The organism is Streptomyces sp. NPDC013157 (genome assembly GCF_042899865.1).
Classification (GTDB): Bacteria; Actinomycetota; Actinomycetes; order Streptomycetales; family Streptomycetaceae; genus Streptomyces.
The window spans coordinates 363,695-376,236 of sequence record NZ_JBIBAK010000003.1; the positions used below are offsets into that span (position 1 = coordinate 363,695).

Annotated in this window: 11 protein-coding genes; 6 read left to right on the plus strand and 5 right to left on the minus strand. The window is 71.9% G+C overall.

The window, feature by feature from the left end:
• Window positions 1-20: 20 nt before the first annotated feature.
• Entirely contained in the window at window positions 21-1,097 is a 1,077-nt protein-coding gene (locus tag ACFY6U_RS11795; RefSeq protein WP_390037628.1) for a C40 family peptidase, read from the plus strand.
• Window positions 1,098-1,147: 50 nt separating this feature from the next.
• Here the strand turns inward: ACFY6U_RS11795 and ACFY6U_RS11800 are convergent, their stop codons facing one another.
• Window positions 1,148-1,726 (minus strand): PadR family transcriptional regulator, encoded by a 579-nt coding sequence (locus ACFY6U_RS11800; protein ID WP_390037111.1) that lies wholly within the window; start codon window positions 1,724-1,726, stop codon window positions 1,148-1,150.
• Between the two features lie 54 nt (window positions 1,727-1,780).
• Between ACFY6U_RS11800 and ACFY6U_RS11805 the strand changes: the two genes are divergently transcribed.
• The gene (locus ACFY6U_RS11805) at window positions 1,781-2,176 is read left to right on the plus strand and encodes a nuclear transport factor 2 family protein (RefSeq protein WP_390037112.1); all 396 of its coding nucleotides are present in this window, start codon (window positions 1,781-1,783) and stop codon (window positions 2,174-2,176) included.
• 134 nt (window positions 2,177-2,310) lie between these two features.
• Here ACFY6U_RS11805 and ACFY6U_RS11810 read toward each other — a convergent pair whose 3' ends face one another.
• Window positions 2,311-2,751: a pyridoxamine 5'-phosphate oxidase family protein gene (locus tag ACFY6U_RS11810; RefSeq protein ID WP_390037114.1), complete on the minus strand. Its 441-nt coding sequence runs from the start codon at window positions 2,749-2,751 to the stop codon at window positions 2,311-2,313.
• A 315-nt stretch (window positions 2,752-3,066) separates the two neighbouring features.
• Here ACFY6U_RS11810 and ACFY6U_RS11815 point away from each other — a divergent pair, with 315 nt between their 5' ends.
• On the plus strand, window positions 3,067-3,447 hold the full coding sequence (locus ACFY6U_RS11815) for an STAS domain-containing protein (RefSeq protein ID WP_390037115.1): 381 nt from the start codon (window positions 3,067-3,069) through the stop codon (window positions 3,445-3,447).
• 27 nt (window positions 3,448-3,474) lie between these two features.
• On the opposite strand, the gene ACFY6U_RS11820 is transcribed toward ACFY6U_RS11815, so the two are convergent.
• Window positions 3,475-5,859 (minus strand): phosphoketolase, encoded by a 2,385-nt coding sequence (locus ACFY6U_RS11820; RefSeq protein WP_390037117.1) that lies wholly within the window; start codon window positions 5,857-5,859, stop codon window positions 3,475-3,477.
• A 41-nt stretch (window positions 5,860-5,900) separates the two neighbouring features.
• Here ACFY6U_RS11820 and ppk2 point away from each other — a divergent pair, with 41 nt between their 5' ends.
• From ppk2 to ACFY6U_RS11835, 3 genes are all read left to right on the plus strand, one after another.
• Complete coding sequence (gene ppk2 / locus ACFY6U_RS11825) at window positions 5,901-6,704, plus strand: polyphosphate kinase 2 (RefSeq protein ID WP_390037119.1); 804 nt, start codon at window positions 5,901-5,903, stop codon at window positions 6,702-6,704.
• A gap of 304 nt (window positions 6,705-7,008) precedes the next feature.
• Window positions 7,009-8,730: a SulP family inorganic anion transporter gene (locus ACFY6U_RS11830; protein WP_390037121.1), complete on the plus strand. Its 1,722-nt coding sequence runs from the start codon at window positions 7,009-7,011 to the stop codon at window positions 8,728-8,730.
• Window positions 8,731-8,896: 166 nt separating this feature from the next.
• Window positions 8,897-9,361 (plus strand): Crp/Fnr family transcriptional regulator, encoded by a 465-nt coding sequence (locus ACFY6U_RS11835; protein ID WP_390037123.1) that lies wholly within the window; start codon window positions 8,897-8,899, stop codon window positions 9,359-9,361.
• 72 nt (window positions 9,362-9,433) lie between these two features.
• On the opposite strand, the gene ACFY6U_RS11840 is transcribed toward ACFY6U_RS11835, so the two are convergent.
• Together ACFY6U_RS11840 and ACFY6U_RS11845 are read right to left on the minus strand one after the other, a co-directional pair.
• Window positions 9,434-10,999: an MFS transporter gene (locus ACFY6U_RS11840; protein WP_390037125.1), complete on the minus strand. Its 1,566-nt coding sequence runs from the start codon at window positions 10,997-10,999 to the stop codon at window positions 9,434-9,436.
• 56 nt (window positions 11,000-11,055) lie between these two features.
• Window positions 11,056-12,408: an alpha/beta hydrolase gene (locus ACFY6U_RS11845; protein WP_390037127.1), complete on the minus strand. Its 1,353-nt coding sequence runs from the start codon at window positions 12,406-12,408 to the stop codon at window positions 11,056-11,058.
• Window positions 12,409-12,542: the final 134 nt, after the last annotated feature.

The window sequence follows — 12,542 nt, forward strand, 5'->3', positions numbered from 1 at the left end:
CGGTGGTCGCTGCTCTGGCCATGGCTCCGCTGCTGCCCGTCACCGCGCAGGCCGCCGCCCAGGACACCTCGTGCGGGGTGCTGGCCTCCGGCGCCTCGGCCACCGCGCAGGCCGCCGTCCAGGCTGCCTGCTCCCAGATCGGCGTCTGGTACAGCTGGGGCGGAGGCCACGGCGCCACTCCCGGTGCCACGTACGGCTACTACGACGGCTCCGACCCGGACAGCCTGCACGACAACGAGCGCATGGGCTTCGACTGTTCGGGCCTGATGCGGTACGCGTACTACCGGGCGACCGGCACGGACCTGCTCAACGGCACCGCCGACGACCAGTTCCACAGCTCCCAGGCCTCGGCCCGCTTCTCGGCGGGCCAGGGCACGGCTCCGCTGGTCCCCGGTGACCTGATGTTCTGGGGCAGCGGGTACATCCACCACGTCGCCATGTACCTGGGCGCGGGGCAGATGGTCGAGGCGTACGAGTCGGGCACCCACATCCGGGTGACCCCGGTCCGCACGGGCGGCGACTACGCGGGCGCGATCCGCATCAACCCGTCCGGCACGCCGGTGCCGCCGCCGGCGAACGGCGGTTCGACCTTCCAGACCTGGGGCACGGGGGTGCACACGCACTCCTCGCCGAGCGTGCACGCCTCGGTGGTCGACACCTTCGCCGGTCCCACGCAGGTCTCCGTCCAGTGCCAGGAGCACGCGGAGGAGGTGAGCGCCGAGGGCTACACCAACGACATCTGGGCCAGGCTGGCCGACGGCTCCTGGATGACCAACATCTACATCAAGGGTCCCGCCGAGCTGCCCGGCATCCCGGACTGCGGCGGCGACAACCCGACGCCGCCGAGCGGGGGCAGCACGGCGTTCCAGACCTGGGGCACGGGCGTGCGCACGCACAGCGAGCCCAACGTGAACGCCGGTGTCGTCGACTACTTCGCCCAGCCGACGACGGTCAACGTGGTGTGCCAGACGCACGCCCAGCGGGTCACCGCCGAGGGGTACGTCAACGACGCCTGGTCCAAGCTGACCAACGGCGCGTGGATGACGAACATCTACATCAAGGGGCCGGCCTGGCTGCCGGGGGTCGCCACCTGCTGATCCGGGCCTGGCTGCGGGGCGTCCGACGAGTGGGCGCCCCGTGGGCACGCCTATTCACTTTGTTGTCCATGCCGAGCCGCCCGTTGCTCCAGCCTCCGCAGGGCCAGGTCCCCCCACTGGAGGTTCTCCCGCTCGAAGGACATCCCGCGCAGCAGGGTCAGGTACGGGCCGATGCGGTCCGCCTCGGCGAAGTACGCCTCCTCGGACCGGCCGGCGAGGAGGCGCTGCCGGATCCGCTCGTAACGGGCGAGTTTGGCGGTGGCCCACTGCATGCGCTCGGCGACGGCCGTCCGGACCGCCTCGATGTCACCGGCGTCCGCGCACTGCACCTTGACCAGCAGCTCGTCGCGGACCACCGCGGGCCGGCCGGGGGGCTCGGACGTGTAGGCGCGTACCGCCTCGCGGCCGGCGTCCGTCAGCGAGAACAGCCGCTTGTTGGGCCTGCGCTCCTGCTCGACGACGCGGGCGGCGACCAGTCCGTCCGCCTCCATGCGCTCCAGTTCGCGGTAGAGCTGCTGGGGCGTCGCCGTCCAGAAGTTGGCGACCGTCGCGTCGAACCCCTTCGCGAGGTCGTAGCCGGAGGCCTCTCCCTCCAGGAGGGCGGCCATCAGCGCATTCCGCAGAGCCATGGGAGCACGCTAGCATCTATCTACTCAATTTTTTGACTAGATGAGGTGGGCTCCATGCATCCCTTCCGCAAGGCCGTCGAGAGCGGTGACATGGACGCCGTGGCCGCCCTGCTGGCCGACGACGTCGTCTTCACCAGCCCGGTCGCCTTCAAGCCGTATCCGGGCAAGGCGATCACGGCCGCGATCCTGCGCGCGGTGTCGCAGGTGTTCGAGGACTTCGCCTACGTACGGGAGATCGCGAACCCGGACGGCCGCGACCACGCCTTCGTGTTCACGGCCGAGGTCGCCGGCAAGCAGCTCCAGGGCTGCGACTTCCTGCACTTCGACGAGACCGGGAAGATCGACGAGTTCACGGTGATGGTGCGCCCGCTGTCGGCCGCGCAGGCGCTGTCCGAGGCAATGGGCGCCCGGTTCGAGCAGATCGCCCAGGAGGCCGCCGCCGCGCGGTGACCCGGGCGGGCGGGTACGCCCTCCGAGCCGTAAGGGCCGACCGGGCTCAGGAGCGGCACCGATCCCCCGCGCCGTCTGAGCTGATGCGAGCACCGTGGGAGCAGCACGGGAGCGCGGCGGAAGCAGGGCGGGGGTCAGGAGATGGGGTCCAGCCCGTAGCGGGTGCGGCCGCCGGTCAGTTCCCGTCCGGTGACCAGTTCCGGCTCGATGCGGACGAAGACCTCCCGCGAGGACGGAACCCAGGACCTGGGGCCGTCCCGGACGAGCCGCGCGTGCTCGCCGGAGTCCCTGACCACGGCCGCGCGGCCGGTCACGACGACGCTCCAGCCGGCCTGCGCGACGGCGTCGACCTCGTCGACCTCGAACGCGACGACCGAACCGTCGACGGCCCGCACCAGCTCCGAGGCCTCGGACGTGCGCATGACCACCGCTCCGTCGCGGTCCAGAGCGAAGTTGACCGGCAGCACGGCCGGCAGCGCCCCGCGCGTGTGGACGATACGGCCGACCGGCACCCCGCCGAGCAGCCGCAGGCACTCGCGCCGGTCGAGTTCACGGAATCCGTCGTTGGCATACATCGGCCGTCTCGTCTCTCAGCTCTCCCACGACGGCGTCCACGCGTACGACGACGCCGGCGGGCTCCTTGATGATCCGCTGCGGGACGGCCGGCAGGCAGGCCCCAGGTGGACGCCGGGAGCTCGCCGGTGTCGCCCCGCCCGTCCACTTTGTCCCGGCCCGGCGGGGTCCGCTTGGGCCGTTCGGCCCCCATCGGCCGCCGGACGGGCCCTCCGGGCCGGCGCCCCGCAAGACGGGCCGTTCGGGCCCGCCGCCGGGACGTCAAGGGGGCCGAACGGCCCTTCCGCGCGACCCGCCGGCTGGTCTTCGCTCTTTCCATGGCCGACAACCACCCGAGGTCCGCGACGTACCGCACGACCCGTACCGACGGGGGCACGACCGTCGTCACCCTGCACGGCGACCTCGACCTCCTGGCGGTTCCGGTTCTCTGCGCGGCCCTCGACCACCTGACGTCCGGTACGGAGCCCGATCTGGTGCTCGACCTGAGCCCCGTCTCGTTCATCGACTGCACCGGCCTCGGTCTCCTGTGCCGGGCCCGCAACCGGGTCCGGTACCGCGTCGGCAGACTGCGCCTGGTGACGCCGGAGGACGACTTCCGGCGGCTGCTGCGCACCACGGGGCTGGGCGACGCCTTCGAGCTGTATCCCGGCCTCCCCGAGGCCCTCGCGGGCACGGACGCCCCCGGAGCGGTCGCCTGACCCGGAGGGGACGGGGAGCAGGGACGTTCAGCCGTTCCAGGTCCAGTCGGCGACCTCGGGCAGGTCGGTGCCGTGCTCGCGGATCCAGGCCTGGTGGCGGGTGCGGGCGTCGGCCATCTGCTGGCGTACGGCCGCGGCGCGGACGGCGAGGCCGGGGACACGGTCGATGACGTCCATGACCAGCCGGTAGCGGTCCAGGTCGTTGCGGACGACCATGTCGAACGGCGTGGTGGTGGTCCCCGACTCCTTGTAGCCGCGCACGTGCAGGTGCGCGTGACCGGTACGGCGGTAGGCGAGGCGGTGGATCAGCCAGGGGTACCCATGGTAGGCGAAGATCACCGGCTTGTCGGCGGTGAACAGGCCGTCGTACTCGAAGTCGGTCATCCCGTGCGGGTGTTCGTCCTTCGGAAGCAGCCTCGTCATGTCGACGACGTTCACCACCCGCACGGCCAGCTGCGGCAGCTGCCGGCGCAGCAGCTGGGCGGCGGCGAGCACTTCCTGGGTGGGCACGTCACCGGCACACGCGAGCACGACGTCGGGCTCGCGGGTGCCGTTCTCGGTGCCGGCCCACTCCCAGATCCCGGCGCCGCGCGCGCAGTGCACGCGGGCCTGGTCCATCGAGAGCCAGTCGAAGCAGGGCTGCTTGCCGGCCACGATGACGTTGACGTAGTCCCGGCTGCGCAGCGCGTGGTCGGCGACGGACAGCAGGGTGTTGGCGTCCGGCGGGAGGTAGACACGGACGACCTCGGGGCTCTTGTTGAGGACGTGGTCGACGAACCCGGGGTCCTGGTGCGAGAAGCCGTTGTGGTCCTGGCGCCAGACGTGGGACGTGAGCAGGTAGTTGAGGGAGGCGACGGGCGCCCGCCACGCCAGCTCCCTGGAGGTCTTCAGCCACTTGATGTGCTGGTTGACCATCGAGTCGACGATGTGCACGAACGCCTCGTAGCAGGAGAACAGTCCGTGCCGGCCGGTGAGGAGATAGCCCTCCAGCCAGCCCTGGCAGGTGTGTTCGGAGAGGATCTCCATCACCCGGCCGTGCCGGTCCAGGTGCTCGTCGACCGGCAGCAGCCCGGCCTGCCAGGCCTTGCCACTGGCGCCGTAGACGGCCTGCAGCCGGTTGGACGCGGTCTCGTCCGGGCCGACCAGCCGGAAGTCCCGGCGCGCCCCGGTGTCCTTCATGACCTGCGCGAGGAGGTCGCCGAGCACCCGCGTGGGTTCGTGCAGGGCCGTCCCCGGCTTGTCGACGGGGACGGCGAACTCGTCGAGGTCGGCCAGGGGCAGGTCGCGGACGAGCAGCCCTCCGTTGGCGTACGGCGACGCGCCCAGCCGCCGTGCTCCCTCCGGGACACAGGCGAGCACGTCGGCGACCGGCCGCCCGTCGGAGGTGAAGAGCTCGTCGGGCCGGTACGACCGCAGCCACGCCTCCAGCTGCCGCAGGTGCTCCGGATTCTCCCGGACGCCGGCCAGTGGCACCTGGTGGGCCCGCCAGGTGCCCTCGACGGGGACGCCGTCCACCTCGGCCGGACCGGTCCACCCCTTCGGCGTACGCAGCACGATGACCGGCCAGTGCACACGCTCGGCGACCCCCTCCTCGCGTGCCGACCGCTGCATCACCGCGATCCGGTCCAGCGCGTCGTCCATCGCCGCCGCCATGGCCCGGTGGACCTCGTGCGGGTCGTCGCCCGTGACGTGGATCGGCTCGTGGCCGTAGCCGCGCAGCAGTTCGTCGAGTTCGGACTCGGGGAGGCGGGCCAGCACGGTCGGGTTGGCGATCTTGTAGCCGTTGAGGTGCAGGATCGGCAGGACCGCGCCGTCGTGGACCGGGTCGAGGAACTTGTTCGAGTGCCAGGAGGCGGCCAGCGGCCCGGTCTCCGCCTCGCCGTCGCCGATCACACAGGCGACCAGCAGGTCCGGGTTGTCGAGGGCCGCACCGTAGGCGTGGGAGAGGGAGTAGCCCAGCTCACCGCCCTCGTGGATGGAACCGGGCGTCTCGGGGGCCACGTGGCTGGGCACCCCGCCCGGGAAGGAGAACTGCCGGAACAGCCGGCCCATCCCGGCCGCGTCCCGGGGAACATCGGGGTAGGTCTCGCTGTAGCTGCCCTCCAGCCAGGAGTTGGCCAGCACGGACGGGCCGCCGTGGCCCGGCCCCCACACGCACAGCGCGTCGAGGCCGCGTGCCCTGATCACCCGGTTGAGGTGGGTGTACACGAGGTTCAGGCCCGGCGAGGTACCCCAGTGGCCCAGCAGCCGGGGCTTGATGTGCTCGGGCCGCAGCGGTTCGGTGAGCAGCGGGTTGGACATCAGGTAGATCTGGCCCGCCGCCAGGTAGTTGGCGGCACGCCAGTGCGCGTCCAGGGTGCGCAGTTCCTCGTCGGACAGTACGGTGGCGTCCTGGTGTTCGACCTTGGACATCGGGTGGCTCCATGGGTAGGTCATCGGGCGGTGGAGGCGGCATGGCCGGCAAACAGGCGGCGGAGCTGCCGCGCAAGGTGTACGAGGCGGAACTGCTGCGGTTGCAGACCGAGTTGGTGAAGCTGCAGGAGTGGGTGCGGGCCACGGGTGCACGTCTTGTAGTGATCTTCGAGGGACGGGACGCGGCCGGCAAAGGCGGGACGATCAAACGGGTGACCGAGCACCTCAATCCGCGGATCGCCCGGATCGCGGCGCTGCCGAAGCCCACCGAGCGCGAGCGCACCCAGTGGTACTTCCAGCGGTACGCGGAGCATCTCCCGGCGGCCGGGGAGATCGTGCTGTTCGACCGGTCCTGGTACAACCGGGCCGGCGTCGAGCACGTGATGGGTTTCTGTACGCGGGAGGAGTACCAGCTCTTCCTGAGGCACTGTCCGATCTTCGAACGGATGCTGGTCGAGTCCGGGATCCTGCTGCGCAAGTACTGGTTCTCGGTGAGCGACACCGAGCAGCAGGACCGGTTCCGCAAGCGTCTGGACGATCCGCTGCGGCGCTGGAAGCTCTCGCCGATGGACCTGGAGTCGATCACCCACTGGGAGGCCTACTCCCGGGCGAAGGACGAGATGCTCGTCCACACGGACGTCACCGACGCGCCCTGGTACGTCGTGGAGAGCGACGACAAGCGCCGGGCCCGGCTGAACATGATGGCCCACCTGCTGTCGACCGTGCCTTACCACGATGTGCCGCCGCCGGTGCTGGAACTCCCGAAGCGGCCGCCGTCGACCGGCTACGAGCGCCCGCCGAGGGATCTGCAGACCTACGTGCCCGACCACGCGGCGAGCCTCTGAGAGAGAAGGCCGCCGGCCGGTACCGGCGGGCGGGACTCGGCCCGCCGGCCGGGTCCTGCGGTGGCGGTGCGAAGCACGATCTTCTCCTCCTGGGCCGTGGGCCCCGCGAGACTCCTTCGGCGGAACCGGCTCCAGCATCGCGTCCGGGGGGTGCGCAGAGCAGGGGCCACTGGTCCCGGACCGGGGCCGCTCGGCCCATGCCCGGGGCCGGGCGGCACGGCCGACGGCATCGGGCCGGCCCCCGGGCGCCGGACCCCGAAGGCCGGTACCGACGGATTCCGGGACACCGGACGGAAGGCGGCGCATGACCCACGGCAGGGGCGGACACCCGGGGTGGCACCGGCTCGTGCCCGGACTCGTCTCGCTGCTCGGCTACCGGCGCGCCTGGCTGAAGGGCGACCTGCTGGCCGGGGTGACCGTCGCCGCGTACCTGGTGCCGCAGGTCATGGCCTACGCCGGGGTGGCCGGGCTGCCCCCCGTCGCCGGCCTGTGGGCGATCCTGCCCGCCCTGGCCCTGTACACGGTGTTCGGCTCCTCGCGGCTGCTGTCGGTCGGCCCGGAGTCGACGACCGCCCTGATGACGGCCACCGTGGTCGCCCCGCTCGCCGCCGGCGATCCCGGCCGCTACGCCGTGCTGGCGGCCGGCCTGGCCGCCACCGTCGGACTGCTCTGCCTGGTCGCGCGGGCGGTCCGCCTGGGATTCCTGGCGGACCTGCTCTCCCGCCCCGTCCTGATCGGCTACCTGGCCGGGGTCGCCCTGATCATGGTCGTGGACCAGCTGCCCAAACTCACCGGAGTACCGGGGACGGGAACCGAGTTCTTCCCCCAGCTCTGGTCGTTCTTCACCCACCTGGGCGAAGCACATGCGGCGACCGTGGTCTTCTCGGCGACGACGCTCGTCTTCCTCCTCGTCGTCACGCGGTACTTCCCGGTGCTGCCCGGCCCGCTGCTGACCGTGGTCCTGGGCACGGCGGCGGTGGTGGCGTTCGGCCTCGACGGCCGTTACGGCATCAGGGTCATCGGCACCGTCCCGGCGGGCCTGCCCGGCCTCGCCGTGCCCGACCCGACCGAGCTGCCGCGCCTGGTCCTTCCCGCGCTCGGGGTCCTCCTGGTGGCGTACACGGACTTCATCCTCACCGCCCGCGCGTTCGCCGGCCGCGGCCCCGACGAGGGTCCCGGGCTCGACGCCGACCAGGAGTTCCTGGCCCTCGGCGCGGCCAACCTCGGCGCGAGCGCCCTGCACGGCTTCCCGGTGAGCAGCAGCGCCAGCCGCACCGCCCTGGCCACCTCGGCGGGGGCCCGCAGCCAGGCGTACTCGCTGGTCGCCGGCGCCCTCGTCCTCGCGGTCCTGCTCTTCCTCAGCCCCCTCCTCACCCGGACGCCCGCCGCGGTGCTCGGCGCCCTGGTCGTCTACGCGGCGACCCGCATGACCGACCTGGCCGGTTTCCGCCGCCTGGCCGCCTTCCGCCGCCGCGAGCTGCTCCTCGCGCTCGGCTGCCTGGCCGGGGTCCTCGCCCTGGACATCCTGTACGGCGTGCTGGTCGCCGTCGGCCTGTCGGTGGCCGAACTGCTGACCCGGGTGGCCCGCCCGCACGACGCTGTCGAGGGCCTGGTACCCGGCGTGGCCGGTATGCACGACATCGACGACTACCCCACCGCCCGCACGATCCCCGGTCTCCTGGTCTACCGCTACGACTCGCCCCTGTTCTTCGCCAACGCCGAGAACTTCCACCGCCGCGCCCTGGCCGCCGTCGACGAACAGACGACGCCCGTCCGCTGGTTCGTCCTCAACATGGAGGCAAACGTGGAGGTCGACATCACCGCCCTCGACGCGGTGGACGCCCTGCGCCGCGAACTGACCGCGCGCGACGTCGTGTTCGCCCTCGCCCGGGTGAAGCAGGACCTGCTGGACAGCCTGGAGGCGTACGGCCTCGCGGACACGGTCGGCCACGACCGCATCTTCCCGACCCTGCCGACGACGGTGACGGCGTACCGCGCGTGGCTGGCGGCACGGCCGGGCCGGTAGGACGGGGACCGGGCACCGCTGCGCGGGGCGGGGAGCGGGCCGTCCGGTCCGGGGCCGTACCGAAGGTCCCGGGCCGAGGGACCGCCCGGCCCATGGCGGGCCCGGCCCCGGCACCGCACGCTGGCCGTGGTGGCCCGTACCCACGTCCCGTCCCGGGAGGCATGCCATGAACACCCCGTCGACCCTCGGCACGCTGCGCGTCCTGCCCGCCGACCGGCAGCGGCAGCTGATGCGGCACGCCCGGGAGGTGGCCTTCCCGCAGGGCACGCGGCTCTTCGAGGAAGGCGGTCACGCCGACCGGTTCTGGATCATCCGCACCGGCCGCGTCGAACTCGACATGCACGTCCCGGGCCGCCGTGCGGCCGTCATAGAGAGCCTCGGGCACAACGAGCTCATCGGCTGGTCGTGGCTGTTCGCACCCCCCGTCTGGCACCTGGGCGCCGAGGCCACCACGCCGGTACGCGCCTACGAGTTCGACGCCGCGACCGTCCTGGCCCTGTGCCAGGAGGACCCGGAGCTGGGCAACGCGATGAGCCAGTGGGTGGGCCAGGTGCTCGCGCACCGCCTGCGCGCGGCCCGCAAACGGCTGCTGGACCTGTACGCCCCGTACGGCGCCGGCGCGAACGTCTGACGCCGGCCGCCGGGCCTGGCGGTGGGGTCCCCATCTCGAGACCTCAGGTCTGTGTGTTCGGCTCGTTCCCTGCTACTGCTCTGAGGACTCGTCATGTGGAGCGGCTCGGCCGCGGAGCGTCACGAGGGTCAGCAGCGCTGAGAACAGTGCGGCCGAGCCACAGACGACGAAGCCGATCGAGTAGCCGTGGCCGAGCGCGTCCAGGGCGAGAGGGTGCAGGTCGGCCAGTTTCGGTGACGCCGCCGAGGCACCGTTCACCGCGAGTGGGCCGCCCTCTTCCAGCACGGCCGTGCCGGCGCCCTTGAGTGCCTGCGGCAGCGCGGAGTCGTGCAGGGAGTCGGAGAAGCTGCTCGCCGCGCGGCTCAGGGCCACGGCGCCGATGACGGCCGGGCCGAGGGTGAAGCCGAAGTCCCGCAGCAGGTTGGTGGTGGCGCTCGCCATGCCGGCCAGGTGCAGGGGAACGGTGTTGACGGCCGTTGCCGTGATCGACGAGACGGTGATCGCGAAGCCCAGGCCGACCAGACCGAGCGGCAGGATCAGCGAGGTGAAGGCGCTGTCGGTGATCGGCAGCGTGGCCGCCCAGTAGTCGCCCGCCGCGATCAGCAGCAGCCCCGCACCGAGCAGGAGCCCCGGTGCCACCGTTCTCAGCAGCCGTTCCGTCAGCGGCAGCATCGCCAAGGTGATGCCGTTGAGCAGGACGAAGGCCAGGGCTGTCCGCATCGGGGCCTGGTCCTGCACCGGGCCGAGCCGGATGCTCACGGAGTAGGCGGTGCCCAGAAAGGCGAACATCCCCACCACGGCCACGACGGAGGCCACCGCGAAGGCGCGGTTGCGGAACAGGTCCAGGCGAAGGAGCGGGGACTTCGCACGCCTCTCGGCCAGGACGAAGGCGGCGAGGAAGACGGCCGCCAGGACGAAGGCGGCGATGATCGAGGGCGAGGCCCATCCGTCCGTGGGGCCCTGGATGATGGCGTAGAGCAGGGAGAACAAGCCGAGGCCGATGGTCAGTTGGCCCGCCACGTCCAGCGAGCGTCCCTCAGGCGCGCTGGAGTTGACGACGAACAGGGCGCTGACGGCGGCACTCGCCGCGGCGATGGCGGTGACCACGACGAAGGACCAACGCCACGAGCCGTAGGTGGCGGTGATGCCCCCGAGCAGGGGCGCGAGGAACCCGCCGGTGGAGAGCAGGGCCGCCCACATCGCGATGACCCGGGCCCGCTGCGCGGGCGAGGTGGTGCCGGCGGCCAGGATGGCCAGCGAGGTCGGGAACAGCGCGGCGGCACCCAGGCCCGACAGGGCCTGTCCGGCCCAGAGCTGGTGGACGCCGGAGGCGGTGGCGCTGACCAGCTCGCCCACGGCGAGCAGCGAAGCGCCGCCTATCAGCAGCCGCTTGCGGCCGAAGAGATCGCCGAGCAGGCCGAAGGTCAGCTCCAGTACGGCGACCGGCAGCAGGAAGGCGTCGGAGATCCAGGTGAGCTGCGAGCCGACCGGATGCAGGTCGGACTGGAACAGCCCGTTGAGCGTGGCCGGAATGGCCAGGCCGATCTGGGCGAGGCAGACGGCGAGGAGACCGGCGACCAGGGTGCCGGTGGTCAGACCGCGCCCGACCTCGGTTCTGGCGGATGGTTCGGTCGTCATTGACACGGGGGCTCCTGAGGTAAGCGGGTTCGGGGCGGGGAGAGGACGCTTGGGGATCAGCGGGTACCGGTCAGACGATTCGGCCGGTAGTCGGTGAAGGCGGCGCCGCCGAGGTCCAGTTCGTCGGCGCTCTGCTGGAGTTCGGCGGGGGTGGCGGAGTTGTCCCAGTGCCCGGTGTCCAGGCGGTGCTCCACGGCGTGCAGCCCGGCGACCACTTCGGCGGTGGTGAAGTTGCAGTGGCTCTGGCGTGCCACATAGGCCTGCCGCAGCAGCGTGGAGTCGCCGGCCCTGCGCACCCGCCCGGCGAAGGCCGTCTCCTGCTCGACGGGCACCAGTTGGTCGGCGGTGGTGTGGATGTCGAGCAGCGGCACGGCCAGTCCCTGTCCGGCCGTGGAGGTCCGCTTCAGACGGGCCACCGCGGCCGGGTCGGCCGATATGTCCGCACCGCGGGTGAGCCGGTTCAGGTCCGTCCGCAGGTCGAGCCCGGCGTCGTGGTAGAGCGCCTTGATCTGCTGGGCATGGCTGGACTTGTGCAGCAGGCCGGCGTAGTCGACGCCCTTGTTCCAGGATGTGTTGCCGCCGGCGGACTGCTCCACCGACCAGCGCGCCGGGACGATGAAACCGAGCAGGCCCTGGGCCAGCCATGCGTACTGCTGCTCCTCCTGGCCCGCGAAGTCGTCACGCGCGGGCGGCTGTTGCCCCGGAGCCCAGTCGGCCAGGTTGAGGAAGGCGGCGGCCAGGGCGATACGGGCACGCCCCGTGGAGGACTGCTGTGCCGTTTCCACAGCCTTGGTGAGCCGGTCGGCGAGGGCTGCGCCGTCGGCCTGGCCGTCCAGGTTCACGAGCTTGTCGGCGTCGGCGGGGTCGAAGAAGGTGGCCAGGGTGTACTCGGCGTCCAGCTGGTAGTTGTCCAGATCCACGCCGCCCGCGACCAGGCCGCACAGGCCGAGCGAGCCGTCGACACGTCCCGCGCCGTCGCGGGCGATCTGGGCGTTGATGAGGCCGCCCATGGACTGACCTACGGAGATGGTCCGGGTGGGCGTGCCGACCTGCCGGCGGAAGGCGGTGAGCGCCGCGAACTGATCCCGCTCGGCCGAGTCGAGTGCCCACATCGAGCCGTTCGGGTCGTAGGAGGAGCCGACGAGGGCGTAGCCGGCGTCGAGCAGTGCCTGGCGCGCCGCGGCCGACGGGGCGTCGGCCGCGGTGGTCGGTCCGAAGCCGTGGCTGAACAGCAGCAGGCTGCCGTTCCACTGCGCGGGTTTGTCCGCGATCCAGGTGGCGCCGTCGGACAGGGTGCCGGAGTAGTGATCGGCGGTGGTGGCCTGGGCGCCGGTCGCCGGCCCGATCAGGGAGGCCGCGAAGGCAGTCGCACAGGCGGCGGCGAAGGTCGAGAAACGGGGTCGGGGCATGGCGGCGGCTCCGCGAGTCGGGGGGAGGACCGAGTGAGGGCGCGAGCTGGAAGAGCGCTGCGAATGTAGGGCTCTTTTTTCATTGCCGTCAATGGCATGCCCAATATTGAGGCAGGTGACCCCGCGTCCGGATG